Genomic DNA, 25,489 nt, shown 5'->3' with positions numbered 1-25,489 from the left:
TTGGTGCCGGAACGGCACCGTCTCGTCGGTGGAAGGCCACGGCATATGGAAGCCCAGGCCCTGGCCTTCCACCACAACAGCGAACACGAACACGACCCGGTCGACTGGGGGCGGCGACCACGGCAACCGCAACACGCACCCACCGAGGAGGAACCCGAGCCGGGCGCACCCGAACAGTCCGAGGCCTCCGCTGGGCGTATCCGCGAACGCTTCGTCGTCCGGGAGGTGAACGAGGCCGCCGAGGTGGTTGACGACCCAACCGATAACGAAGTGTTCCATGCCGTCGGGCCCGCACGGGAACGTCTGCTGGAGTTGCTCGCGGAGTTCCCATGGCTCAGCGAGGAACAGGTCAACATCGCGGACTTGCTTTTCACACAGTTGGCTATGCAGGCGTGGCGGAGAGCGCCCGGTGCGATCGAGGCGGTCGTCACGGTAACGGATACGAAGACGCGGTTCGAGGTGGTCGCTGTCGCCGCCGAGGCCGGCGATCGGCCGGCGGAGGCGGATCCGGGGCCGTCCCTGGCGTTGCGTGCCTTTGCGGACGACCATGGCATTGTCGTCGACAACGGGGTACGAAAATCCGCGTGGTTCGAACTGAATCATTCGGTCGACACGGAAGCCACCGATGAAGAGGCCGTACCGCATATCGACGGTGATGTTCGGGAAGGCTCGATATCCGCTCGGATCGTGGTCGACTTGCCCGTGAACCGGAGCAATTTGCAGCCCGGCGAGGTGGCGATGGGGGTGGTCACGAGCGCGCGGTACCGGGAAGGACGGCTGATCCTGCACGCCGCCGAAATCCCGCGCGGAACGTATCGGTTTGTTTCCAAATATTATTCTTCCGAATATCCGAAAATGTTGACCCTTACTGTGGGAGACGATCACGCTCCGGTGGAATTCGGGGTCGTATACGAGGTCGATCGGCGCGGGCATGTCGAGGCATGGGTCGTGCTGGAGAATGCGGACATCGACAACTCCCTTCTCGACGGGCTGCGAGATCTGCTCGATAACGCCCTACGCGCATTGTTCCCGTCCGGATGGATCACGGTATTCGGTCATTGGAGCGGCGCAGTGGTGCCGGTGCGGTACATCCGGCCCCATGCCCCGGCGGCGCCCGGCCGTGCCGGAGAGTCCGTCGCGAGGCCACCCGACGCCCCGGCCCCGCGACGCGAAGTGACCGACACAACCGATGCCGATACCGTGGCGGGTCGACCCGACATCACGACGACACCATTCTATGTCGCATATGTCGATACTGTGTATGCGACGAAATGGCTGATCATGAACCAGCTATTCGAGAAGTATCGTCTGCATCAATTCTCTTGGCCCGCAGAAATGGACGGAGCGGCCACTACCGATCTGGGCTGGACGGATAAACTACCGGACCAGATAAGAGACGACCCGGAAATCGCGCCGCTCCTGCGAGCGTTCCGCGTTTTCCTGCCGTGGGGTGAGCCGCCGCCGGCCCTGCGGTCGGTGCGGGTAGCCAATACCGCGGAATATCCGAAGGAATTGCTCGTACCGGATACTGAGTATCAGTTGTATCGGCGGTATGGCTCACCACTCGGCGCCGCGGCGGAAACCGTTCGTGATCTCGCCGTGGAGTACCTCCACCCCACCCGTCTGGAGGAATTGGCCGCGGCGGCCCCGAAACCGATGTCCGCCGCAACCCTTCGAAAGATAGCGAGCATACTGGCGGAATTGCCCGAAACGTCGGGTCCGATCGCCGGTGGATTGCGAGAAGCGAACCGGAACCGGCCTGCACGGCCGAATCCGTGGCCCTATGAATCCGCGTGGTCGCGCACGATATCGGTCGAGCCGATCCATTTCCCCATACCCGAGTCGCTCGTCACCACCGCCGACCGGCCGTTGCCCCCGGTACCCGGCGATGCCGCGTCCGCCACTCACACGTCGAGGGGGTTCACCCCCAACGATCTGTCGAAGCTGCTCGCTCGGCGGCGCCGAGCGCGGTGATGACATCACGGATCCGTTGCGGCAGCAAATATTCCGCACGGTCCTGGAGCAGACCGATCCCGCGCAGGCCGCCGACGATATCACCAGGGCGGTACTCGAAACGGAAGGAGGGCACGATCCCGAGGCTCGTATCGCCGAAGCTCGGCTGCGAGCGGTCGATCACGTCGCGTTCGAACGATTCCGGCAGGCGATGCCGGTCGCCCTGATCGACTTCGTGGGAATCGACGTGGGCGATCCGCGAGCGAGGGCCCTGGACGCCGGACGTATACCGCATATTCCCCGAAGTGGAAATGTCCAATGGCACTCGGTTCAACCAGGTGGTCCTGGTGGAATTCCTGGACGGCGAAACGATGGCCGATCAGGCGGAGATTCCGATCGACGACGTGGTGGAGGTTTTCCACGAGATACACGAGCAGACGTACTTGGGCATCGGCGATCGCAGACGGTTCATCGATGAGCTGGTCGACGAGGAAATGGCCAATCTGGCGGCAGCGTTACCGGAGCTCGGCCCGTGCCTCGTCGAGCTGGGGATACCCGCGGAACCCTTCGCGCCCGTCGTCGAGTGGGTGAACTCCGACGCCATGCAGTCGGAGATCTACGCACCGTTCGCCCTGATCCATTTCGACGGTCATTTCAAGAATATTCTGCTGCTCCGAGAGCCACGGGCCGAACGTAAGGTGGCCGTGGTCGACTGGGAGTTGGCCAGGCCGGGAGACCCGGTTATCGACTTCGTCCGCATGTTCCATCTCACCGGAAAAGGTCCCGCTACCGAGCGGTTACGACAGCAGACCACGGCGCCGCCGAATGTGTGGGACCTGTATTACCTCTTTCTGGAGGTGCAGCGGATCGTTCACGATCTCATCCGCTCGAGGCGTGCGGTCCGGCGCGGTCGACTCACCCTGGAACAGATCCAATTCATCCGAACGGAACTTCGCGACGCCTTCGCGACAGCCAGGTCGGCGTGGGGGCAGAACAGGCAGTTGTCCGGCAGTCGGATCCTGGCGGCGCTCGGGGTCATGTCCCCGCCGCCGGCGCAATGGACCGGTCTCGACGACCGGGCCGGCGCGGCCGTCGAGACACCTCCGCCCGCTGTGGCCCCCGCGCGGCCGTGGCGGAACGAGGTCGAGTTGCCCGATCCGGCCGCCATGACGCATGGGGAGCTCGAAGAATGGGTTTCCTCGCTTCCGCTCGATGCCATTCGAACGCTTATGGGGGAGGTGCGCGTCGAGGTCGCCGAGAGACCGAGAGCCTTGTATAGGGGAGAGACGCCGGAAGCCGGGGAGTTGAGCGATGCGGCTCGAGTGCTCAATGCGTTGATCTTCGAGCTGGGGGGGCGAGACTGCCGAAGCAGCTCACACATCTCGGCGAGCTGCGGCCCGAACTGAGGCTGCTCAACAACGAGGCGTTGTCGGAGATGGTGTTCGCATTCGCGGCCTGGCGACCGCTCGCCGAGGAGATGTTGCTCGGTGCGGATCTCGTGGTCGATGCCATCGGAGCACTTCGCAATCCTGCGTTCGACCTGCGTCCTCCTATGATCGGGTTCGCGCTTCCGTTCCGCGAGATTTGCCGACACATGGATCGTGTCGCACGATCGGCCCAGGAGGCCGGGGCGCCATTGTCGGTCGGACGGTTCGCTTCCTCGCGCCCTTCGTGTCCGAAAGTTGCAGTGTCCGAAAGTTGCAGCCGAAACTGCGGTATCCGGCGCCGGTCGATGATTCCGTAGCCGGACTCTGTGCGCGAGGGGGGACTTGAACCCCTCTAACCAGCAACTTTGCTGGTTTCGTGTGTTCGATCGCATCGAACGATAGGTTGATGGCGTCGAGGGGATCAAGCGACATGGGTATACGCAGGGTTTACTCGTAGGGCGCGCCCGTGGTCGTGCGGAAGACGCCTGAGTGGGTATCGGGTGATGGCGTTGCAGGCGAGATGTTTGAAGTTAAGCCGGTGGTCACCGGCAGCAGTCGGGGTCGAGGACCACACAGAGCGCGGCCAGAGCGTCGCGGTGGACGCGGTGGACGACGTTCATGCCTTGGCGTTCGGAGTTCACGAGCCCCGCTTTGCGGAGTTGGGAAAGGTGATGGCTGACCGTGGATTCAGCCAGCCCTACCGCGTCGGCGAGTTCGCCGCCATTGCGTCCGTTCTCGGGGCTGGCCAGTAGTAGCGACATCAGTTTGACGCGCACCGGATCGGCGAGAGCTTTCAACCGCAGGGCCACGTGTAGGGCGGCCTCGTCGTCGATCGGGCCCGCGGCCACAGGAGGGCAGCACAAGGGGGTCGTCATGTCGATGACGGGCAGCGCTTTGGGCATGAAATCCATCCTACCGACAATATTGACTTATGTCGAAAAGGTGGCACACTGGGCGCTGTCAACTCTTCGATATATGTCACACAGGTGGTGGTCATCATGTCACGTGTTCAGCTCGCACTCAACGTCGACGATCTGGAGCAGGCCGTCGAGTTCTACTCGACCCTGTTCGGAGTCCAGCCGGCCAAACGCAAGCCCGGCTATGCGAACTTCGCGGTCACCGAGCCGCCGCTGAAGCTGGTCCTCATCGAGAATCCCGGTCAGGGTGGCAGTGTGAACCATCTCGGGGTCGAGGTGGAGTCCTCGGAGAAGGTGCACGCCGAGATCGCGCGCCTGTCGGAAGCCGGTCTGTTCACCGAGGAGCAGATCGCGACCACGTGTTGCTTCGCCACCCAGGACAAGGTGTGGGTGACCGGCCCGAATGCCGAGCGGTGGGAGGTCTACACCGTGCTGGCCGATACCGAGCACTTCGGCACCGAACCTCGGTTCGCGGGGAAGGACGACGGCGAGGCGGTGCAGGCGTGCTGTGGCACCGACGGCCGCGGCGACGTTTCCACCTCTGAGGCGGAGGTCGAGTCGGGCGTGGCGTGCTGCGCCCCGGCCGCTGCCGCTCGGTAGAGCCCGGGTTTCGGCGTGACCGATGTGGAGACCGCGCCCGCGGCGGCGGAGGACGGGTTGTCGCGGGCGGGGCGTCGCCGGGTGTTGGCGGTGCTGTGCCTGACCCAGATATCGAGCTGGGGGATCCTGTACTACGCGTTTCCGGTGTTGTCGACCTCGATCACCGCCGAGACGGGGTGGTCGGCGCCGGTGATCACCGCGGCGTTCTCGCTCGGCCAGCTCGCGACCGCGCTCACCGGGATTCCGGTGGGCGCGTTGATCGATCGGACCGGTCCGCGGCGGGTGATGACCGCTGGATCGGTTCTCGGGGTAGCCGCCTTGGTCGCGATCGCGTCCGCGCCGAACCTTGCCGTGTTCTATCTTGGCTGGCTGGCGGCCGGGGTGGCGATGGGGGCGGTGTTGTATCCGCCGGCGTTCGCGGCGCTGACCCGCTGGTGGGGTGCCGAGCGCGTGACCGCGCTGATGATCCTCACTCTGGCCGGTGGTTTGGCGTCCACGGTGTTCGCGCCGCTCACCGCCGCTCTGGACACCAGCATCGAGTGGCGTGCCACCTATCTCGTCCTCGCCGCGGCTCTGGCAGTACTAACGATCCCGGCGCATTGGTTCGGACTGCGGGCGCTGTGGCCGGATCCACCAGTCCCGACCGTGGCTGCGCATGCCGACCACTCGCAGATCGCGCGCAGCCCACGCTTCGCCGCGCTGGTCGTGACCATGTGCCTGGCGGCGTTCGCCAGCTTCGCCGGCATCTTCAACCTCGTCGCTCTGCTCCAGGAACAGGGCTTCGGCCCCGGTCTGGCTGCGACCGCGCTCGGGCTCGGCGGCGCCGGACAGGTTTTGGGCCGGATCGGATATCTGCCGCTGGCCCGCCACACCGGTGTCACCGCCCGCACCGTCGTGGTACTGGCTGCTCTCGCCGCTTCGACTGCCCTGCTCGGGGTGGTGTCGGCGGTGATCGTGTTGATCGCGGTCGCGATCGGTGCGGGGTTGGTGCGCGGGATCTTCACGCTGATCCAGGCCACCGCGATCACCGACCGGTGGGGCGCCACTCACTACGGCCGGTTGAACGGCCTACTGTCCGCGCCCGTGGTGGTCGTGTCCGCGCTGGCCCCGTGGGCGGGCACCGTGCTGTCGGCGTGGACCGGCAGCTACGCCCACACCTACCTCATCCTCGGCGCCGTCGCCGCCCTCGCCGCGATGATCGCGCCACTTACCGGTATCCGTGTTTCGAAGAAAGAAATGTTGTGACAAGCGAATACGACTATGACGCGGTGGTCATCGGCGGCGGCCAATCCGGCCTCGCCGCCGCCCACCACCTCACCGCCGCAGGTCTGAGCACCGCGGTCCTGGAGGCCTCGCCGGAGGCGACCGGGTCGTGGCCGCGGTACTACGACAGCTTGACGCTGTTCTCCCCTGCCCGCTACAGCTCGCTACCCGGGCGACGGTTCCCCGGGGGTCCGGACCGGTACCCGCACCGCGACGAAGTGATCGACTACCTGCGCTCCTACGCCGCAGCCCTGGACGCCGAGATCCACACCAGCACTGTCGTCGATTCCGTCGCCTCCAGCGACGGTGAGGGTTTCGCGGTCACCACCGGATCGGGTGCGGTGTTCACCGCGCCGCGGGTGATCGCGGCAACCGGGTCGTTCGGTTCCCCGTTCCTGCCCGCCGTGCCCGGCCGCGACGAGTTCGGAGGCCGGGTCCTGCACGCTAGCGAATACCGTCATCCGGGCGAGTTCGCCGACCAGCGGGTGGTTGTGGTGGGCGCGGGGAACTCCGCGGTGCAGATCGCCGCCGAACTGGCCGGACATGCGAAGGTGGTGCTGGCCAGCCGGGCTCCGGTGAAGTTCGTGCCGCAGCGTCCGCTGGGCCGGGATGTGCATTTCTGGTTCACTCTCACCGGATTCGACGCCGCCCCGCTGGGCTGGATCGTGAAACAGGCGCCGACGCAGCCGGTGCTCGACGCCGGCCGTTACCGGGCCGCGCTCGACGCCGGGAAGCCGGAGCGACGAGAAGTGTTCACCGCCTTCAACTCCGAGGGAGTGGTGTGGCCGGACGATACTCGCACGCCGGTGGATGCGGTCGTCTTCGCCACCGGTTACCGCCCGCACCTGCCCTATCTCGCCGGTGTCGGGGCGGTGACCGAGTCCGGGGTGCCGCGACAGCGCCGAGGCCTGTCGCTCACTCATCCGGGGCTGGGTTTTCTCGGGTTGGAGTGGCAGCGCACTCCGTCGTCGAACTCGCTGCGTGGGGTGGGCCGGGACGCGGCCTATCTGGTGCGGCGGCTGCGGCCGGCGACGGCACCGCAGCGGGAGCACGCCGAGTGACCACCGCACCGCTGGGCACGGGTTCGGAGGTGCTGGTCCGGGGTGGGCGCGTGCTGTCCGCCGATGGCACCCCGATCACCTACCTGGTCCAGGGTTCCGGGCCGGTGCTGCTGGTGGTGCACGGTGGCTTGGGCAGCGCGGTGAGCATGCTGTCGCTGGCCGGCTATCTCGCCGAGCACTACACGGTGGTGGCGATGAACTGCCGCGGTCACGGCACCTCCGGAACCCCGCAGTCGGCGCCGGATATCGCGCACGAGGTCGCCGATATCGTCGCGGTGATCGATGCGGTCGGGCCGGTCGAGGTGGTGTTCGGTTACTCCTTCGGTGCGGTCCTGGCCCTGGAAACCGCACTGCGCGCATCGGATCGGGTGTCGCGGCTGGCCGTCTACGAACCACCCTTACCGGTCATGTACCCGATTCCTGATCTGTCGGCAGTGGATGCGGGGATCGAGGGCGGGGATTACGAGCGTCTGATCCTGGATGCCTCCGCGGTATCCGGCGGGTTCTCTGCTGCTGAGCTGGCCGTGCTGCGTAGTGATCCGTTGTGGTGGCACAAGGTCGCCCAGGCCCCGACCCTGGCCGCGACGTTGCGGGTGCTGGCCGGCCTGGATCCCGACGTGGGCCGCTACGCCGCGATCACCGCCCAGACTACGGTGATCACCGGCACCACCAGCGCCGACTACATCCTCGACGCCGCCGACCGGCTCACCACAGCACTCCGGAACCCGATCCGCAAAACGCTGTCGGGACAAGGCCATCACGTCGCCCTTGGCGGCCTGGCCCAGGCCCTGCTCTCGGGTTAGGTGGTGAGGGTGTCGAGGCGGCGGCCGATATCCGGCCACCAGGCGGTGGCGGCCCCGTAGCCGATGAGGCAACCACCCAGCTGACAGACAACGATCACCAACGCCAGCGCCGGATCCAGTCCGAGCACGACCGCGCCGGCGACCACGGCGGGGTTGCCGAGAAACCCTGCCCCTGTCACCAGGAACACCGCGGCAGCCAGTGCGCTGGCACCGGCCGTGGACATTCTCAGCGTCGGTGTGCAGGTGGCGGCGAAGAACGAGATGACCGCCGCTGCGGCGGCGGTCATCTCGCTCAATGCGTGCACACCACCCGGGGCGGGCACCGCCGGAGGGGTGATCCCGGCCAGGAAGCACCCCGCGGCCACCCCACCGGCCACGGCAGTCGCTGCCGCTACCTGGGTGAGGAGGTGGCCGGCGAGCAGAGGGCCGGACAGGCTTTTTCGGCGTTCGAGTAGCGCATCGGCCACAATCAGTAGCGGGTTCCACCGCGGCTCCCGGCTCCGGAACAAGCCGGTGCCAAGGGCCAGGAACGTGACCGTCACGGCCGCAGTGAGCCCCGCCCGGGCTGGCCCGGGGCCGACCAGATGCGCTGCCCACCAGCCCGTCACAGGCGCCGCCATCACCACCCCAGTGCCGAGCAGGTCCGCGCGATATCGCGCGGATGCCCGAGCACCGAGGCCCGGTGCGGGCGTGGCGCCGGTCATCGCTGCTACCTCGACGGTGGTCGGCTGAGCGGGGTTCAGGCGTGGGCGGGCAGTAGCTCGGCGATGAGCGCCTCCACCCGTGCACGGATCGCGTCGCGGATCGGGCGGACCGCTTCCACGCCTTTGCCGGCGGGGTCTTCCAGGTCCCAGTCTCGGTAGCTGATTCCAGGGAAGACCGGGCAGGTGTCGCCGCAGCCCATGGTGATCACCACATCCGAGGACTGCACCGCGGCGGGGGTGAGGATTTTCGGGGCCTGGGCGGTGATATCGATCCCGACCTCGGCCATCGCCTGCACTGCCGCGGGGTTGAGGTGTTCGGCGGGGGCGCTGCCGGCGGAGCGGACCTCGATCGCCCCGTCGGCGAGGTGGGTGAGGAATCCGGCGGCCATCTGGGAGCGCCCGGCATTGTGGACGCAGACGAACAACACACTCGGCTTATCGGTCACAGCAAAAGCCTTTCAGGCGGTGGGGACGTCGAGTTCGGCGAGCAGGGCACGCACACGGGTTTCGATCTCGGCGCGGATCGGCCGGATCGCGGCGACATCGAGACCGGCCGGATCGGGCAGGTCCCAATCCTCATACCGGCGACCGGGATACACCGGGCAGGCATCGCCGCAGCCCATGGTGACGATCACGTCGGCGGCTTTCAGGATCTCCTCGGTCCACGGCTTCGGGTACTCGCCGGTGATGTCGATCCCGATCTCGGCCATCGCCTCGACCGCAGCCGGATTGATCTCGTCTCCCGGTTCGCTGCCCCCGGACCAGGCGATGGCGTGCTCGCCGGCGAGGTGAGTGAACAACCCGAGCGCCATCTGGGAACGCCCGGCGTTGTGGGTGCACAGGAACAGCACGGTCGGGGTCCCGGTGTGGTGGAGGCCTTCGACCTTGGCCAGGGCCTGGAGGCGTTGGCGGGCGAACCGTTCGGCCAGCAGGGGAAGGAAGTTGACGATGGTGGCGCGGCCGGCGAACTGTTCGTAGGAGGAGTGCAGGAACCGTTCGATGGTTTCCACACCGAAGGTGCCGTCGAACTCCCGCTGTAACCGGGTCGCCGCGGTTTTCAACGCCACATGCTGGTCAATGGACAGATCCGCGCGCAACGCGGTAGCGGGAAGGGGTGATTCGGTCATATCCGTTGTCCGATACTCGAGAAGGAAAGGTTCAGGATTGGACAGGTGAGCTCAGTTCGGCCACGAGGGCCCGGACGCGGGCGGCGATATCGTCACGGACCAGCCGCATCCGCTCCATACCCTCGATCCCGCGTAGCGACGGTTCATCGGTCTCCCACCACAGCGCCCGCACACCGTCCGGGACGTTGAGCTGGGCTTCGCGACCAAGGATCACCACCAGATCAGCGCGAGCGAGCAGCCCGGCGTCGACCGGTTTCGGGACTCCGCCACTGATATCGACCCCGACCTCGGCCAGCGCTGCTACCGACAATGCGTTGAGCTTTTCGCCCGGATCGGTGCCCGCCGACAGCGCGACGACCTCACCGGCCGCGGCCTGGCGCATCAGCCCGGCCGCCATCTGCGATTTGCCGCTGTTACGCACGCAGACGAACAGCACCAACACAGTCACCGGACCGCCACCCCATCTTCAGCGCGGAAGCGATTACGCAGGGCCAGCGACACATACACCAGGGCCACCAACACCGGCACCTCGATCAGCGGGCCCACGACACCGGCCAGTGCTTGGCCCGAGGTAGCGCCGTACGTCGCGATCGCCACCGCGATCGCCAGCTCGAAATTGTTACCCGCCGCCGTGAACGCCAGCGTGGTCGTCCGCTCGTAACCCAGGCCCATCACCGCGCCCAGCAGATAGCCGCCACCCCACATGATCGCGAAATACGCCAGCAGCGGCAGCGCGATCCGAACCACGTCGAGGGGCTGGGAGGTGATCCGGTCGCCTTGCAGCGCGAACAGCAGCACGATGGTGAACAGCAGGCCGTAGAGAGCCCAGGGCCCGATTCGCGGAATCAGCGTGGATTCGTACCAGTCGCGGCCTTTGGTACGCTCGCCGAACCTGCGGGTGAGGTATCCGGCCAGCAGCGGGATGCCGAGGAAGATCAGTACCGATTTCGCGATCTGCCAGGGCGAGGCCTCGATCGTGGTCTGTTCCAGGCCCAGCCATCCGGGCAGTACCGAGAGGTAGAACCAGCCCAGCACGGCGAACATGATGACCTGGAAGATCGAGTTCAACGCCACCAGCACGGCGGCGGCTTCGCGGTCTCCGCAGGCCAGATCGTTCCAGATGATCACCATGGCGATACACCGCGCGAGCCCGACGATGATCAGTCCGGTCCGGTACTCCGGCAGATCGGGCAGCAGCAGCCATGCCAGCGCGAACATCAACGCCGGACCGAGTAGCCAGTTCAGCACCAGCGACCCGATCAGGAGGCGGCGATCGCCGGTGACCGTGTCGAGGCGGTCGTAGCGGACCTTGGCCAGCACCGGGTACATCATGATCAGCAGCCCGATCGCGATCGGCAGCGAGATCCCGTCGATTTCCACCGCGGCCAGGCCGTCGCCGAGGCCCGGTATCAGACGGCCGAGCAGTAGACCGGCGGCCATGGCCACGCCGATCCAGACGGGCAGGAACCGGTCCAATGTGGAGAGCTTGCCGACCACACCCGGCGCGGTGGTGGTGTCGGTGGCGCTCATGCGGTGACCTCGGCAGCCTCGCCGCTTTCCAGCAGCAGCGCGTCCGAGACTCGCGCCAAAGCCTGCGGGACAACCCGGTAGTACACCCAGGACGCGCGGCGTTCGCTGGTCAACAGTCCCGCAGAGCGCAGTACCTTCAAGTGGTGCGAGATCGTCGGCTGGCTCAATTCGATGCCCTCGGACAGATCACACACGCAAGCTTCCATCCCCGACCGCGACGCGATCGAGCTCAACAACCGCAGCCGCACCGGGTCCGACAGTGCCTTGAACACCGCTGCCAACTCCACCGCAGCCTGCGCCGTCAGTGGCTCGCGTACGTGCGGGGCGGGGTGGCAGGCCTCGACCGATATCACCGGCAACTGCGATTTAGACATACGTCGATATTGACGACTATCTATTCTGGAGGCAAGTGAACTCCGGGTGAACGTCATCCGTGGTCGAGACCGTCTGGCGTTCCGCTGCGCGGCGATATCGCAAAATGCCGGTGTCTGCCCACTGCCGCCTTCAGATCGGTGTGGCGGGTGTGCGGCAACCTCGGACTGCTCGAGGCTCGAGGAGGTCACCGAAGATCACGCTGCCGAGGTGGTGGGCGTCAGGCAGTTCGACGATGTCGCCGTTGATGCCCGAGTGACCGTCCGCCCACTTCTGGGCGGTGCGGCGTTCGGTGAAGAAGTTGAGGTGACTGCAGCAGGTTTCGGCAGAGGGGCCCAGGCCGGCTTGTGCGCCGACGAACACCACCGTGGTGGCCGGTTGTGCGGTGACGAGTTGGCTGCCGGCGGTGATGGTAATCGGGTCGTTGGTCTCCGGGTCAGTGGTGGTGATCGTGACCTGTGTGCCGAGCATCGCGCTGATACCGAGTGCGTCCACGGCGCACATCGCGTAGACAGTCGGGCCGCCGGCGATTCGTACCCGATGAGGGGTGGGTGTGCCCGAGAACGGATACGCGGCCACGATGATCCCATCGGTGTCGGTCCGGATGACATCGGCGTCGTGGAGGTGCTGCAGAATCTGCTCGATCGGCACCGCGTGTCCAGAAAAGGTTTCGGCTAATTGGGCGGCGGTCGGTGCGCAGCCGCTGGTTGCGAAGAATCGCAGGATGGCCTGATGCACGGCCGTTTCCGTCGGGTCTGCCGGTTGTGCGGCCGCCCGCCAGGTGCTCAGTGCGGCGGCGGGGTCCGCGGTGGACGGAGTGCAGCACCTGGTTTCTGCGTCGCTTCTGAGTTGCTCACCGTCAGCCGAGGTCGATCTCAACGCAGTGCGGAGCGCCGTGACCGAGGGGGCTCCGCCGAGCGTTCCGTCCTCCTGCGGGTAAAGGCGGCAGGACAAGCTGGGGGCATTGCCCGGTGTGGCGAAAGGGTCGCGGCCGTCGATCAGCAGGGTGGGGGAGCCGGTCATGCCGGTCGAGGCGGCTTGCTCGGGGTCATCGATGATGTGGTGGGTGATCTCCGGCGTGATCGGCCGACCGGCGGTGGCCTCATGGAGGCGTTGTTCGAGTACCGCCACATTGGGACAGTCGGGGACCTGGAGGATATCCAGCTTCATGAGCGTGGTCCTTCCTGTAGTGAAGTGAGAATGGGGCAGGATCGGTGAGCGCGGGGCAACTCGCATGTCGCGATGAGCTCGGTCAGTGCGCGCTGCATGTTGTGCAGGTCGGCGATCCGTCGTCGGATCTCGGCGACCCTTGATTCGGCGAGTACGCGGACGGCGTCGCAGTCGTCGGGACCGCCGTCGGCCAGCCGTAGGAGGTCGGCGATCTCATCGAGCGTGAAGCCCAGCTCCTGGGCCCGTTTGACGAACCTGACCACGTCCACGGCGTCCTCGGGGTAGCGGCGGTAACCCGCTGGTGACCGTTCCGGCCGCGCCAGGAGGCCGCGCCGTTCGTAGTAGCGCAGGGTCTGGACATTGACACCGGCCCGAGAGGCCAGCTCACCAGTTCGCATGCCCCTCATTCTCAACCCTGTACCTACGTACCGAGTCAAGGATCGTCCTGTTGAGCCGATTCAGATCCCACGGCTTTCCGAGTTCCCGAGCACCGGCCGGAATTCGCGGGCAGAGACCACCCGAACCCTACGAATCAGATGGCAGCCTGGCCTGGTGTCGATGATGAGCTCGTTTGCCGCGCTGACTATCGGCATGAGTCTCTACGTCGGTTAGCTGTGGGTGGGTGCTGTGTTCATCACGCCGTCACGCGACGGTGCCGCTGCGCCGACCATTGTTTCGCCTACCTACCTACCTACCTCAAAAGGCGTGGTATCCGACCCAACTGGCCCTACTTCAATGGGTAGAGAGTCTGCTCTGTCGCGGCGAAGGCGGTGTCGAAATCGGCGGCCAGCACTGCGCTGACAGGGCCTACGACCGAGCGCTGTTCCCATGTGCGGCCGGTGCGGCTGCGCCAGGCCGCGCCCGCGACATCTACGCCCCACAGAGAACCGTCGTCTGCGGCCGAAAGCAATACCAGACGCGGCGCGCCGGGAACGTTCGTGAGGGTACGTCCTGTGTCGGTGCTGTGCTGCAGGCCGTCGGCGGTGGCGGCCCATAGCCCGGTATCAGTGACGGCGAGTGCATTCGCACCGACGGCGGCTCCCGTAGTCCAGGTAGCGCCGGCGTCGGTGGAAGCGAGTAGGCCGGTGACTCCGTCGAATCCGACCAGCAGCCGGCCGTCGATGGCCAAGGCGTGGAAGTCGACCTCGCCGGTCAAGGATTTCGATGTCCAGGTGTGGCCTCCGTCGGTGCTCTCGATCAGTCCTAAGGGGTTCGGTGCTGAACTCGAGGGGCCCGGGTGCCCGGACGCGAACAGGTGGTCGGTGCCCGGGACGCCGGTCAGTCCCATGAAGTCGTCGTCGGAGGCGCCGACCGGGGTTGTGCGCCCGTCCGCGCCGAGGGCGACGAGGCCGCTGTGGGTGCCGGCCAGAACGGTTGCGTCCGGGGAGAGGTGCAGGCCGTGCAGGTGATCGAGCGCGGGTCTCAACGCGATACCGGTTGCGGACAATGCCGGGATCGGCGTCGTCGGGGTGGGTGTTGTGAGCGGTTGCCCGGTGGTGCAACCGGTGAGCACGGTCAGGGCGGCGAAGGGGAGAAGGATACGCGCGCAGGGACGCAGGGACGATCTCGGCATCAGGACAGGGAGCTCGCTTCGGTTCGTGGGTGGTCAGGTATGGGCCAGGCGGGCCGGGTCGAGGTCGAGGCGGCGCAGTAGTTGGGCGTTGAGCGCGACGACAATGGTGGACACCGACATGAGCACCGCGGCGACGGCGGGAGAGATCGCGATACCCGCGAACGCCAGCACACCCGCGGCCAGCGGGACGGCGATGATGTTGTAGCCGGTGGCCCAGAGTAGGTTCTGCCACATTTTGCGGTAGCTGGCGTGGGACAGTTCGATGATCGACAGCACCGCGCGGGGGTCGTTCGCGGCGAGGACGACACCGGCGGACTCGATGGCGACATCGGTGCCCGCACCGATCGCCACCCCGACATCGGCGCGAGCAAGCGCGGGAGCGTCGTTGACGCCGTCACCCACCATCGCGACCTTGTGCCCGCGGTTGTGCAGTTCGGTGACCTTCGCGTCTTTGTGTTCGGGCAGCACTTCGGCGAACACCTCGTCGATACCGAGGTCGGCGGCGACGGCGTCGGCGACCTGACGGGCGTCACCGGTGATCATCGCGACCTGCACGCCGCGGCCGTGTAGCGCGTCGACGGCGCGGCGGGACTCGTCGCGAACGGCGTCTTCGAGTGCGACGGCGCCGAGGACGCGGTCACCGTAGACGATGTGCAGCACCGAGGCGCCGCGTTGTACCCAGCCGCGGGTGACCGTGGCGATGTCATCCGGTACCGGCAACCCTGAATCGGCGAGCATGGCCGGGCCACCGACGGTGACCTCGGCGCCGTCGATATCGGCGCGCACCCCGCGTCCGGGCAGTGAGCGGAAATCGGTGGCGGTGAGTTGTTCCGATACCAGAACCCGGGTTTCGGCTGCGGCCACGATGGCCCGTGCGAGGGGGTGTTCGCTATCGGCTTCGACGGCCGCGGCGAGCGCGAGCAAGTGCTCTTCGCTCGTACCGGCGGTGGCAGTGAGCCCGGTGAGCTGGTGACGACCCTGGGTCAAGGTGCCGGTTTTGTCGAACAGCACCACATCGACGGTGCGCATGTGCTCGAGCGCGAGACGATCTTTGACGAGTACTCCGGCTTTTGCGGCGCGTTCGGTCGATATCGCGATGACCAGCGGGATCGCCAGACCCAGGGCGTGGGGACAGGCGATGACGAGGACGGTCACCGTGCGCACCACCGCCTCGTCGAGATTGCCGAGCAGCGCCCAGATCACGAAAGTCAGTGCACCGGTGCCGGCAGCGAAATAGAACAGGAACGCGGCGGCTTTGTCCGCCAGCGCCTGAGCGCGAGAGGAGGACGCTTGGGCGTCGGCGACCATGCGCTGGATACCGGCCAGCGCGGTGTCCTCGCCGACCGCGGTGACCCGCACCCGCAAGGCGCTGTCGGTAGCGACGGTGCCGGCGACCACGGTGTCACCGATATCGCGGGTGACGGTCTTGGACTCACCGGTGATCATCGATTCGTCGACCTCGGCCCGGCCGTCGGTGACCGTGCCGTCCGCCGGTACCCGGGCACCGGCACGCACCAGCACCAGATCATCGCGGGACAACTCTGCCAGCGGGACCTCGGCGACACCGTCGCCCGTGACTTTCTCCGCGGTATCGGGCAGCATCGCGGCCAGGGCGTCGAGCGCACTGGACGCCGAGCCCAGCGCCCGCATCTCCAGCCAGTGCCCGAGCAGCATGATGACGATGAGCAGGGCCAGTTCCCACCAGAAGTCCAGCTCGAACCCGCCCAGCCCGAGGGTGGTAACCCACGACGCGACGAACGCGACCGTTATCGCCATGGCGATCAACAGCATCATCCCGGGCCGGCGGGAACGCAGTTCGCTCCAGCCGCCGGTGAGGAACGGCGTCCCACCGTAGACAAAGATCACCGTGCCGAGGACCGGCGGGATCCACGAGGCACCGGGGAATTCCGGCAGATGGTAGCCCAGCAGCTCGGCGACCATATGGCTGAATCCGACTACCGGCAAGGCCAGGATCAGGCTGATCCAGAACCGGCGCCGGAACATCTCCCCGTGTGCCCCGTGCCCGGCATGCCGATCATGACCACCGTTATCGCCGTGGTCGGGGTGGGCGTCATGACCGACGTGGGCGAGGTGTTCGCCCTGGCCGGCGGGCCGGTCCCGAGCATCCGGTGGTGGGCTTTGTGTGGACATGCCGTGGTCGTGCCCGGTGGGCGCCGGGTCCGGGTTGGGGTGCCGGTGCTCGGGATGCGACATCGAGAGGCCTCCTGCCTGGTCGGGGCGCTGCGGTATCGAGCCGGAGCGGCTACAGGGTGGTCAGCAGTTGGCGCATGGTGTCGATTTCTTGCTGCTGGGTATCGACAATGGTGCGGGCCATCTGCACCGCGTCGGGGAACTGGCCGTCCTCGATCTCGGTTTGTGCCATGTCGATGGCGCCTTCGTGGTGGGCGATCATCTGGTTGAGGAACAGTCGGGCGGCCTCGGTGCCTTGCGCATCGGACAGGGCCTGCATGTCCTCCTCGCTCATCATCCCTTCCATTCCTTCCGTCTCGGGCATGTCGTGACCTGGCATAGCGCTGGAGCTGGGCATCTGAGTAGGTTCGCCCCACTGGCCGAGCCAGGTAGTGAGCTGGTCGATTTCCGGGCCCTGGGCGGCCTTGATCTGGTTTGCCAGTGCGGTCACCGGTTCGGGAATGCCCTGTTTGGCCAGGATCATGTCGCTCATCTCGATGGCCTGGGTGTGATGCGGGATCATCATTTGCGCGAACATCACATCGGCATCGTTGTGGGCCGCAGTGTCCTCGGCGGCAGGAGTTGTCGCCGATATCGCCGCGCTCGGGGTTGTGGCGGTGGTGGTGTCGGTGTCGGAGTCGCCGCAGGCGGCCGCGGTGAATGTCACCGCCAGCGCGGTAGCGCCGACAGCGAGGGTCTTTTTGGTTTTGTTCATGTGCAGATCCTTTCCTCGAAGAGTCACAGAACAGGTGAACCAGCGGTCGGGCTCGGCCCGTCGCGTGTGCCGGGTCTAGGTTCGGTAGGAAACGGTGGTCATCATTCCGGCCTCTTGGTGGTACGCGTTGTGGCAGTGCATGGCCCATTGGCCGGGGTTGTCGGCGTCGAATTCGATCTCGACGGTGCGCATCGGACGGATCGTGACGGTGTCTTTGCGAACCCCGCCGTCGACGAGGGCGAACGTGTGCCCGTGCAGGTGCATCGGATGGAACATGTCCGACATGTTGCGCAGCCGCATCCGCACCCGTTGACCCTCCCGCACATCCAGCGGTGCGCTATCGGGATGAGCCCGGCCGTTGAGAGTCCACCGATACGGTGACATGGTTCCGCCCATATCGGCGCTGAGGTAGCGGTCGTTGTCCTTGGGCGGCAGGCGCACCTGCTCCCGTGGTGACAGGTCTGTGCCCAGCAGCACCTCCCGATCGAGTTCGCCGGGGCGGGACTGCGGCGGCAGCGCGCCGGCGGCGGTGCGCACGACGGCCTGCCCGTGCCCGGTTTTCCCTTCTGCCTGCGCGAACAGCGGGAACACGCCGTCGCCGAGGGTGACCAGCACGTCGAACCGCTCACCCATGCCGATCAGCAGGGCGTCAGTGTCCCGGGGCACGACGGGGAAGCCGTCGGTGTGGGTGACCGTCATGCGGTGACCGCCGAGGGCGACGCGGAAAGCGGTGTCCGCGCCGGCATTGACGAACCGGATCCGCGCCCGCTGCCGCGGTGCGGCGGTCCACACCATCGGATCCTGCGGGACCCGGCCAGCGACCAGGAAATGCGGATAGGTGACGTCACCGGCGCCGCCGAGCACCGGTGAGCGCATCGTCTCCTCGCCCATATCCATGCCGTCCATGGATCCGTGGTCCATCCCGCTCATCCCGGGGCGGCTCGTGTCGCCTGCGGTGCTGCTGCCGATGCCGAGTTGGCGGGCGACATCGTCGGGAGTCCGGCCCGTACCGTCGAGCCAATCGTCGAGTACCACGACCCAGTCGTGGTCGTAACCGCCGGGCTCGTGCGGATCGTCGACGATCAGGGCGCCATAGAGGCCACGGTCGAGCTGAAGCCCGGAATGGGAATGGTAGAAGTAGGTGCCCGCGTCCGGCACGGTGAACTCGTAGGTGAACCCCGCGCCGGGCGCGATCGGGTCCTGGGTCAACCCGGGCACGCCGTCCATGTCATTGCTCAGTGCGATGCCGTGCCAGTGCACACTGGTCGGCACCTCCAGGCGGTTGTGGACCTGCACCCGCAACAGATCCCCGGCCCGCGCCCGTATCAGCGGCCCGGGCAGGTTCTGGTCGTAGCCCCAGGTCGAGACGATGCGACCCCCCAGATCCACGTCCACCGGGCGCGGTGTCAGCCGTGCCGACACCACCGGCTGGCCGGGAGTACGGCGCTGCTGCTCGAGACGTCGCACAATCGGCGACGACGCCGTGACCGGCGAACCTCCCAGTGAACCCGACCCGGCGCAGGCCGCCAAAACCCCGGCGCCGGCGAGCACCGACCCGACCAGGAAGGACCGGCGGTTCACCTCACTCACGAACGTGCCCCTTCCGGACGTCGCCGTCGGCGGTCTCGAAGGTCTGCGCCAGTAGCTGACGGCGCGCGACGAACTCGTCGGCGTCGATGTCCCCGCGAGCGAAACGCGACTCCAGCATCCGCAGTGGATCGGAATCGGTAGGGCGCGCCGAGTCGCCGGCCCGGTCGGTGCGGAACAGTGCTGCCATCAGGTAGATCACCGCGGCCCAGAACACGAGCATGCAGACGGCCATGACGGTCCATCCCGCCCAGCCGGTCTGACTCACCCAGCCGGTCATCATCCTCGCCTCTTTTCCTCGAGTTCGGGTGCCCAGCCTGGTGCGGCTGTCCCGCTACTCCGGTAGAGGTCGTATGAAGATTTGCTCAAGAAGCCGCACCGCGGCGTCGGCGCCGCTGTGGTCCGGTGAAGATGAACACCATGGCCTCCGCTACGCGCACCCCCGCACCGGCCCCCGACTCCGTCCCGGCGCAGCGCCCGCCCACCGGCCTGCGCGCCATGGTCGTCGAGGACGAAGCGGCGCTGGCGAGTCTGCTCGGCAGCTATCTGGAACGCGACGGATTCGATGCCACGATCACCGGCGACGGCCACGATGCTGTCTCGCTCGCCCGGGAGGTCGATCCAGACGTTGTGGTCCTCGACCTGGGGCTGCCGAGTCTGGACGGGGTCGAGGTGTGCCGGCAACTGCGCACCTTCTCCGATGCCTACGTCGTGATGCTCACTGCTCGTGCCGAGGAGGTCGACACCCTGATCGGGTTGTCGGTCGGTGCCGACGACTACCTCACCAAACCGTTCAGTCCCCGCGAGTTGATGGCCCGCGTCCAGGCCATGATGCGCCGCCCACGTACCGCCACCACCCGGTCGGCAGGCTCGACCAACGCACCCCGAACCCGCGTCTTCGGCGACCTGGCCATCGATGCCGACGGACGCGAGGTCACCGTCGACGGCGTGCCGGTGGCGCTCACCCGAACCGAGTTCGACGTCCTGGCCGCCCTGGCGCGCGATCCCGGTGTCGTGCTCACCCGAGCCCAGCTGATCGGCGCGGTGTGGGGCCCGAGCTGGATCGGGGACGAGCACCTGGTCGACGTACACATCGGCCATCTGCGCCGCAAACTCGGCGACGACGCCGCCCGCGGCCGCTACGTACGCACCATCCGCGGCGTCGGCTACCGGATGGGTAGCGGAGAATGAACCCCCCGCTCCCCGAACCCGACGCCGCACCAGCAGCGGTCGAACGACCCGGGACCGGTTCGAGTTTCGGCACCCGCCTGTTCGTCGCCCTGACTCTCGTGGTGATCGGATGCGCCGTCACCGCTTGGCTGGTCGCTTCGGCGTTGGCGCCCGGTATCTTTCACGATCATCTCGGTCAGGCCGGTATTCACGACTCGAGCCAGACCGCTCACGTCGAGGAAGCCTTCACTCAGGCGATCGTGCTCGCCTGGGGGCTGGCGGTCGCGGTCGCGGTACTGCTGGCCTTGGCGGTGAGCTGGTACATCACCCGCCGCGTCCAGCGATCGCTGGTCGCCGTGACCACATCCACCGCCCGGATCGCGGGCGGCCACTACGACACCCGCGTCCACAGCCCCGGGCTCGGCCGCGAATTCGACGAACTCGCCGTCACCGTCAACGAACTCGCCCGCCGACTCGACGCCACCGAAACCACCCGCCGCAGAATGCTGGCCGACCTCGGCCACGAAATGCGCACGCCCATCGCCACTCTCGACTCCTACCTCGAAGCGCTCGACGACGGTGTCCGCACCTTCGACAACGACACCCGACAGGTCCTGCGCTCAGCCATCCACCGGCTCGAACGCCTGGTCGAAGACATCACCGCGGTCTCGCGCGCCGAGGAACACCTCACCCGGATCCGGCCCGTGCCCACGACCACCGCCATGCTGGTCACCCACGCCGCCCAGGCCGTACGCGAACGATACGACAACAATGGCGTCGCGCTCCACGCCCATATCCAGGACTCCGCCGCCGTATCCGTCGATCCCGATCGCCTTGGGCAGGTACTGGCCAACCTGCTCGACAACGCCCTGCGCCACACCCCGCAGGGAGGCGAGGTCACCCTCAGCACCCGGCGAGTAGGGCACCGGCACGTCGAAATCACCGTCACCGACACCGGAGAAGGTATCGCCCCCGACCATCTCGACCACCTCTTCGATCGCTTCTACCGGGCCGATACCGCCCGCGACCGCCGCCACGGCGGCAGCGGCATAGGCCTGACGATCACCCGCGCCCTAGTCGAAGCCCACCACGGCCGGATCCGGGCACACAGCGACGGTCTCGGGCAGGGAGCACAATTCACCATCGAACTGCCCACCAGTGACCGCTGACCACCAGTGACCCTTGTCGGCGGACGTCGACCCGGCTCCCGTCCGGCCACCGCAGAGATTGCCTCGGCCGGACTCACCCCTGGCCGGTCGCCGGGACATCCGCCGAAATCGCGCGGATAGGCATCGAGGTCGGCGTCGCCCCCGAGTTGGCCCGGGTCAATCGGGTATCGGTCGCTGCCGGTGCGCGCCAGTTGTTCTGGCAGGTTCCGGACGTGGCGTGCTCGTCGGAGAGACGGTGGCCGGTCAGCGCTGTAACTGTCGGCTGCGTCCTATGCCGGGCAGGAATCGGCCCACCCGGGTGGTGTAGTCGGTGTAGGCGGAGCCGTGGACCTGCTGCAGATAGGGCTCTTCGACTGCGCGGACCTGTGCCTGCACACCGGCCAGGAGCAGCACGCACCCGGCGACCGCCACCGGGTTGGGCACCATCAGGGCCAGTCCTGCGAAGGTGACGAGCATGGTGGTGAAAATCGGGTTGCGCACGCAGCCGAACACACCGGTGGTGACCAATCGGGTGCGTTCGGTGTCCTCGACGCCGATACGCCAGGAGGCGCCCATCGCCAGTTGCGCGCCGAACGTCGCCGCCACGCCCGCCACCGCCACGACCACACCGGCGACAGCGACAGCGGGCTGGTCGGCGAACGGGATCGGTGCCAGCCCGGCCAGGTCGGCCAGCGGTGCGGCCAGGCCGGTGATCAGGCCACCGGTGACGAATCCCCAGTGCGCCCACCACTGCACCGATCCCGGTGCCGGGCGGAACTGCCGGATACCGGTGTCGCCAGTGCGGCGGCGCTGGATCAGCACCCGCGCACCTCCGGCTACCAGCGCGAACATCGCGAACACGACGAGTGCGGCGATAGCCATCACCGTTCACCCCGCCCGTTCGTGCCGGTCTGCGGGGTTACTGCTCGTCCGTCCCTCATTGGTACCGCTTTCCCTCGATGTGATCGCCGAAGCACGATTGATCGAGATTTAAAGCTATCATCGCCTTATGGCGATTAGTGGTGATGGATGCCTGGCCGGTGTGGAAGGTCTGGATCCGGCCGTGGCGTTGTTCCACAGCCTCTCCGACGGCACGCGGTTGGCGATCGTGCATCGGCTGGCCGCGGGTGAGGCGCGGGTGGCGGATCTGATGGCGGGGTTGGGGTTGGCGCAGTCGACGGTGTCGGCGCATGTGGCGTGCCTGCGCGACTGCGGTCTCGTTGTAGGGCGTCCGCAGGGCCGGCAGGTGTTCTACAGCCTGGCCCGCCCCGAGCTGATGGATCTGCTGGCCTCGGCGGAGACGCTGTTGGCGGCGACCGGGAATGCGGTGGCGTTGTGCCCGAATTACGGCACCGACTCCACCGGTTCTGCCGAGGCGAGCGCGGCGGTGCGGGGATGAGCGACGCGTGCGGCTGCGGCCACGACGAACCCACCGGCGAGAACGGTGAGGCCGAGGAGCGGGAGCCGGAGAAACTCTGGGAGGTCAGCGAACTGCGGGCCGCCGCGGTGGCGGGAGTGCTACTGGTCGCGGCGCTGATCGTCGGCTGGACCGGCGGCCCGCACCCGGTCGAACTGGGCTTGGAGATCGCCGCCCTGGCTGTCGGCGCTTACACCTTCATTCCCCCAACCCTGAAACGCCTGGCGAAGGGCAAGATCGGGGTCGGGACGCTGATGACGATCGCCGCGATCGGAGCGGTGATCCTCGGCGAAGTCGGCGAGGCCGCGATGCTGGCGTTCCTGTTCTCCATCAGTGAGGGCCTGGAGGAGTACGCGGTCGCACGCACTCGCCGCGGCCTGCGCGCCCTGCTGAACTTAGTGCCCGATCGGGCCACCGTGCTGCGCGGCGGCACCGAGACCGTGATCGCGCCAGCGGAGTTGCGGGTCGGGGACCGGATGCTTGTGCGCTCGGGCGAGCGGCTGGCCACCGACGGGGTAATCACCGACGGCCGTAGCGCGCTGGATGTTTCGGCGATCACCGGCGAATCGGTGCCAGTGGAGGCTGGGCCGGGCGCGGAGGTGTTCGCCGGGGCGATCAACGGTACCGGCGTCCTGGAAGTCGAGGTCACCACGACCGCCGAGGACAACTCCCTGGCGCGGATCGTGCGGATCGTGGAAGCTGAGCAGGCCCGCAAGGGCGAAGCCCAGCGCCTCGCGGACAAGATCGCCAAACCACTGGTTCCCGGGATCATGGTCGCCGCGGCCGCGATCGCGGTGATCGGTGCGGTGTTCGGTGATCCGGTGGTGTGGATCGAGCGGGCGCTGGTGGTGCTGGTCGCGGCGTCGCCGTGTGCGCTGGCGATCTCGGTGCCGGTCACTGTGGTCGCGGCGATCGGTGCGGCGAGCAAGCTGGGTGTGCTGGTCAAGGGCGGCGCCGCCCTGGAAGCGATGGGCAAGGTCCGCCAGGTCGCGCTCGACAAGACCGGCACACTGACCGCGAACAACCCCGCCGTCGTCGAGATCGCCACCGCCGACGGCGTCGACCGGGACCGGGTATTGGCGGTCGCGGCCGCGCTGGAATCCCGCAGTGAACACCCCCTCGCGCGTGCCATCCTCGCCGCCGCTGACACTGTTACCCCCGCCGGTGATGTCGAAGCCGTCACGGGCGCCGGGTTGACCGGCCTCATCGATGGGCGCCCGGTGCGATTGGGTCGTCCGGGCTGGATCGAGGCCGGGCCGTTGGCCGGTGTCGTGGAACGCATGCAGCACGCGGGCGCGACTGCGGTTCTAATCGAAGACGAGTCCAGGGTGATCGGGGCGATCGCGGTCCGCGACGAACTTCGCCCAGAAGCCCGCGAGGTCATCGCGCGCCTGCACGCCGGCGGAGCGCGGGTGTCGATGCTGACCGGCGACAACACCCGCACCGCCGAAGCCCTGGCCGCCGAGGCGGGCATCGATACCGTGCACGCGGATCTGCGTCCGGAGGACAAGGCCCGCATCGTCACCGAACTGCGGCAGGGCCGGTTCACCGCGATGGTGGGCGACGGCGTCAACGACGCACCCGCCCTGGCCACCGCCGATCTCGGGATCGCGATGGGCGCCATGGGCACCGACGTCGCCATCGAAACCGCCGACGTCGCACTTATGGGCGAAGATCTGCGCCACCTGCCCCGCGCACTGGACCATGCGCGACGGGCCCGCTCGATCATGCTGCAGAACGTCGGCCTGTCGCTGGCGTTGATCACGATCCTGATCCCGCTGGCGTTGTTCGGGGTGCTGGGATTGGCGGCGGTGGTGCTGGTGCATGAGCTCGCTGAGATCGTGGTCATCGCCAACGGTGTCCGCGCCGGCCGTACCAAACCCCTGTCCCCGGCCCCGACCCTGGCGGTGAAAGCCTCGCCCGCACTGGCCGGTTCACCGTCATGACCGCCGCCACCGCGCCACCGGCCACCCCTGCTTCGGGTTCGGTGGCGCGGTGGCGCGGTGGGGTGGTGTTCACGCCGGGGTTGATGGCGTTCACCGGCCGCATCGGAGACACGGCCGCACACGCACATGCGGCGGTGCAAGTGTTGTTCGTCGCCGACGGTGCGCTCACTCTCACTGACAGAGCGGGGCGCACCGCGGCCGCCGGTGTGGCGATCATCCCGCCCGGTGTCGCTCACCAGGTGAGCGCCGAACCAGGGACCACGGGGTTCGTGGCGTTCCTCGATCCCGACAGTGCCGCCGCGCGCGCGGCGGTGTCACGGATGGAGGGTCTGCCTGCTGATCAGGCCGACAGCTGGGTGGCCGCCGGCTGCCCGCGCCCGCCGGCACTTGCGCTCACCCCCGCCCCGGCCAGGCCGCAGCGAGCGCATCCGGTCGTTGCCGACGCGCTGCGTGCCGCGGCTGAGTGGCCGGGTGGCCCGCCCGCGCTGGGTGAACTCGCTGCCCGGGTGGGGATTTCGGGCAGCCGCCTATCGCATGTGTTCACCCAGGAGGTCGGGTTGCCCTATGCGGCGTGGCGGCGCTGGACCCGCCTGCATCAGGCTTTCGCTGTCGTGCGCGCAGGTGGTTCGCTGACCGCAGCCGCGCACAGCGTCGGGTTCGCCGACAGCGCCCACCTCACCCGCACCTGCCGTGAGCTGATCGGCATCACTCCCACCGCGGCACTGATCGCCACCGGCTGGCGACCAGAGCCGGGCACCGCCGGCCAAGTCGGCTGATTTCTTCAAGCCTCCAACCGGTCCGGACGTGAGGCTGGAT

General features: G+C 67.4%; 27 protein-coding genes. 11 read left to right on the top strand and 16 right to left on the bottom strand.

All coding sequences use genetic code 11. The annotated features are described in order from the left end of the window. The first annotated feature begins 3 nt into the window (after positions 1-3). Positions 4-1,974: a hypothetical protein gene (locus tag ON32_RS25605; protein ID WP_157224369.1), complete on the top strand. Its 1,971-nt coding sequence runs from the start codon at positions 4-6 to the stop codon at positions 1,972-1,974. Here the strand turns inward: ON32_RS25605 and ON32_RS25600 are convergent. Further along, positions 1,922-2,248 (bottom strand): hypothetical protein, encoded by a 327-nt coding sequence (locus ON32_RS25600; protein ID WP_040793583.1) that lies wholly within the window; start codon positions 2,246-2,248, stop codon positions 1,922-1,924. The genes ON32_RS25605 and ON32_RS25600 overlap by 53 nt on opposite strands. A 16-nt stretch (positions 2,249-2,264) precedes the next feature. Between ON32_RS25600 and ON32_RS25595 the strand changes: the two genes are divergently transcribed. Then, positions 2,265-3,359 (top strand): phosphotransferase, encoded by a 1,095-nt coding sequence (locus tag ON32_RS25595; protein WP_040793582.1) that lies wholly within the window; start codon positions 2,265-2,267, stop codon positions 3,357-3,359. Positions 3,360-3,922: 563 nt separating this feature from the next. Here the strand turns inward: ON32_RS25595 and ON32_RS25585 are convergent. Beyond that, positions 3,923-4,282 carry an Rv2640c family ArsR-like transcriptional regulator gene (locus ON32_RS25585; protein ID WP_040793607.1) on the bottom strand — a complete coding sequence of 120 codons (360 nt, stop codon included), beginning with the start codon at positions 4,280-4,282 and terminating at the stop codon, positions 3,923-3,925. Between the two features lie 96 nt (positions 4,283-4,378). On the opposite strand from ON32_RS25585, the gene ON32_RS25580 reads away from it, so the two are divergent. From ON32_RS25580 to ON32_RS25565, 4 genes are read left to right on the top strand one after another with little or no spacing between them, the layout of a single operon-like run. Next, positions 4,379-4,897, top strand: coding sequence for an ArsI/CadI family heavy metal resistance metalloenzyme (locus ON32_RS25580; RefSeq protein WP_040793606.1), 519 nt, complete (start codon positions 4,379-4,381; stop codon positions 4,895-4,897). Positions 4,898-4,912: 15 nt separating this feature from the next. Further along, positions 4,913-6,142, top strand: coding sequence for an MFS transporter (locus ON32_RS25575; RefSeq protein ID WP_083874789.1), 1,230 nt, complete (start codon positions 4,913-4,915; stop codon positions 6,140-6,142). Then, positions 6,139-7,221: a flavin-containing monooxygenase gene (locus ON32_RS25570; RefSeq protein WP_040793580.1), complete on the top strand. Its 1,083-nt coding sequence runs from the start codon at positions 6,139-6,141 to the stop codon at positions 7,219-7,221. The genes ON32_RS25575 and ON32_RS25570 overlap by 4 nt, the downstream gene beginning before the upstream one ends. Then, positions 7,218-8,024: an alpha/beta fold hydrolase gene (locus ON32_RS25565; RefSeq protein WP_245551288.1), complete on the top strand. Its 807-nt coding sequence runs from the start codon at positions 7,218-7,220 to the stop codon at positions 8,022-8,024. Before ON32_RS25570 ends, ON32_RS25565 begins: the two co-directional genes overlap by 4 nt. On the opposite strand, the gene ON32_RS25560 is transcribed toward ON32_RS25565, so the two are convergent. The 13 genes from ON32_RS25560 to ON32_RS25500 all read right to left on the bottom strand — a co-directional run bounded on the left by ON32_RS25560 (position 8,021) and on the right by ON32_RS25500 (position 19,275). Then, positions 8,021-8,728, bottom strand: a complete 708-nt coding sequence (locus ON32_RS25560) for a hypothetical protein (RefSeq protein WP_040793579.1) — start codon at positions 8,726-8,728, stop codon at positions 8,021-8,023. The two genes, ON32_RS25565 and ON32_RS25560, sit on opposite strands and share 4 nt — an antisense overlap. Before the next feature lie 35 nt (positions 8,729-8,763). Continuing rightward, positions 8,764-9,174: an arsenate reductase ArsC gene (locus ON32_RS25555; RefSeq protein WP_040793578.1), complete on the bottom strand. Its 411-nt coding sequence runs from the start codon at positions 9,172-9,174 to the stop codon at positions 8,764-8,766. Between the two features lie 12 nt (positions 9,175-9,186). Then, on the bottom strand, positions 9,187-9,855 hold the full coding sequence (locus tag ON32_RS25550; RefSeq protein WP_040793577.1) for an arsenate reductase ArsC: 669 nt from the start codon (positions 9,853-9,855) through the stop codon (positions 9,187-9,189). A 31-nt stretch (positions 9,856-9,886) separates the two neighbouring features. Then, positions 9,887-10,303: an arsenate-mycothiol transferase ArsC gene (locus tag ON32_RS25545; protein ID WP_040793576.1), complete on the bottom strand. Its 417-nt coding sequence runs from the start codon at positions 10,301-10,303 to the stop codon at positions 9,887-9,889. Next, the gene (gene arsB / locus ON32_RS25540; protein ID WP_040793575.1) at positions 10,300-11,385 is read right to left on the bottom strand and encodes an ACR3 family arsenite efflux transporter; all 1,086 of its coding nucleotides are present in this window, start codon (positions 11,383-11,385) and stop codon (positions 10,300-10,302) included. Before arsB ends, ON32_RS25545 begins: the two co-directional genes overlap by 4 nt. Next, the gene (locus ON32_RS25535; protein ID WP_051133682.1) at positions 11,382-11,759 is read right to left on the bottom strand and encodes an ArsR/SmtB family transcription factor; all 378 of its coding nucleotides are present in this window, start codon (positions 11,757-11,759) and stop codon (positions 11,382-11,384) included. The genes arsB and ON32_RS25535 overlap by 4 nt, the downstream gene beginning before the upstream one ends. Positions 11,760-11,889: 130 nt before the next feature. Continuing rightward, a complete protein-coding gene (locus tag ON32_RS25530; protein ID WP_040793574.1) occupies positions 11,890-12,927 on the bottom strand; it encodes an alkylmercury lyase family protein in 1,038 nt (345 codons plus the stop codon). Next, on the bottom strand, positions 12,924-13,325 hold the full coding sequence (locus ON32_RS25525; RefSeq protein WP_040793573.1) for a MerR family transcriptional regulator: 402 nt from the start codon (positions 13,323-13,325) through the stop codon (positions 12,924-12,926). Before ON32_RS25525 ends, ON32_RS25530 begins: the two co-directional genes overlap by 4 nt. A 329-nt stretch (positions 13,326-13,654) precedes the next feature. Then, positions 13,655-14,500, bottom strand: coding sequence for a F510_1955 family glycosylhydrolase (locus tag ON32_RS25520; RefSeq protein WP_051133681.1), 846 nt, complete (start codon positions 14,498-14,500; stop codon positions 13,655-13,657). A gap of 33 nt (positions 14,501-14,533) precedes the next feature. After that, positions 14,534-16,651, bottom strand: a complete 2,118-nt coding sequence (locus ON32_RS25515; RefSeq protein ID WP_083874792.1) for a copper-translocating P-type ATPase — start codon at positions 16,649-16,651, stop codon at positions 14,534-14,536. A 112-nt stretch (positions 16,652-16,763) separates the two neighbouring features. After that, positions 16,764-17,405: a DUF305 domain-containing protein gene (locus ON32_RS25510; RefSeq protein ID WP_040793572.1), complete on the bottom strand. Its 642-nt coding sequence runs from the start codon at positions 17,403-17,405 to the stop codon at positions 16,764-16,766. A gap of 75 nt (positions 17,406-17,480) precedes the next feature. Then, entirely contained in the window at positions 17,481-18,995 is a 1,515-nt protein-coding gene (locus tag ON32_RS25505; RefSeq protein ID WP_040793571.1) for a multicopper oxidase family protein, read from the bottom strand. Then, a complete protein-coding gene (locus ON32_RS25500) occupies positions 18,988-19,275 on the bottom strand; it encodes an SHOCT domain-containing protein (RefSeq protein WP_085995269.1) in 288 nt (95 codons plus the stop codon). The genes ON32_RS25505 and ON32_RS25500 overlap by 8 nt, the downstream gene beginning before the upstream one ends. 137 nt (positions 19,276-19,412) lie before the next feature. On the opposite strand from ON32_RS25500, the gene ON32_RS25495 reads away from it, so the two are divergent. Both ON32_RS25495 and ON32_RS25490 read left to right on the top strand, forming a co-directional pair. Beyond that, a complete protein-coding gene (locus ON32_RS25495; protein WP_171048232.1) occupies positions 19,413-20,183 on the top strand; it encodes a response regulator in 771 nt (256 codons plus the stop codon). Further along, positions 20,180-21,331 (top strand): sensor histidine kinase, encoded by a 1,152-nt coding sequence (locus ON32_RS25490; protein ID WP_040793570.1) that lies wholly within the window; start codon positions 20,180-20,182, stop codon positions 21,329-21,331. Before ON32_RS25495 ends, ON32_RS25490 begins: the two co-directional genes overlap by 4 nt. Before the next feature lie 243 nt (positions 21,332-21,574). On the opposite strand, the gene ON32_RS25485 is transcribed toward ON32_RS25490, so the two are convergent. Continuing rightward, positions 21,575-22,192 carry a methyltransferase family protein gene (locus ON32_RS25485; protein WP_051133680.1) on the bottom strand — a complete coding sequence of 206 codons (618 nt, stop codon included), beginning with the start codon at positions 22,190-22,192 and terminating at the stop codon, positions 21,575-21,577. Positions 22,193-22,319: 127 nt separating this feature from the next. Here ON32_RS25485 and ON32_RS25480 point away from each other — a divergent pair, with 127 nt between their 5' ends. The 3 genes from ON32_RS25480 to ON32_RS25470 are packed head-to-tail and all read left to right on the top strand — an operon-like array spanning position 22,320 to position 25,449. After that, positions 22,320-22,709 (top strand): ArsR/SmtB family transcription factor, encoded by a 390-nt coding sequence (locus ON32_RS25480; RefSeq protein ID WP_040793569.1) that lies wholly within the window; start codon positions 22,320-22,322, stop codon positions 22,707-22,709. Further along, complete coding sequence (locus ON32_RS25475; protein WP_040793568.1) at positions 22,706-24,673, top strand: heavy metal translocating P-type ATPase; 1,968 nt, start codon at positions 22,706-22,708, stop codon at positions 24,671-24,673. The genes ON32_RS25480 and ON32_RS25475 overlap by 4 nt, the downstream gene beginning before the upstream one ends. After that, the gene (locus tag ON32_RS25470) at positions 24,670-25,449 is read left to right on the top strand and encodes a helix-turn-helix transcriptional regulator (protein WP_051133679.1); all 780 of its coding nucleotides are present in this window, start codon (positions 24,670-24,672) and stop codon (positions 25,447-25,449) included. Before ON32_RS25475 ends, ON32_RS25470 begins: the two co-directional genes overlap by 4 nt. Positions 25,450-25,489 lie beyond the last annotated feature (40 nt).

Source organism: Nocardia paucivorans NBRC 100373 (assembly GCF_000308675.1).
GTDB lineage: Bacteria > Actinomycetota > Actinomycetes > Mycobacteriales > Mycobacteriaceae > Nocardia > Nocardia paucivorans.
The sequence above is the reverse complement of the archived record's forward strand: the minus strand, read 5'-3'. Positions and strand labels throughout refer to the sequence as shown.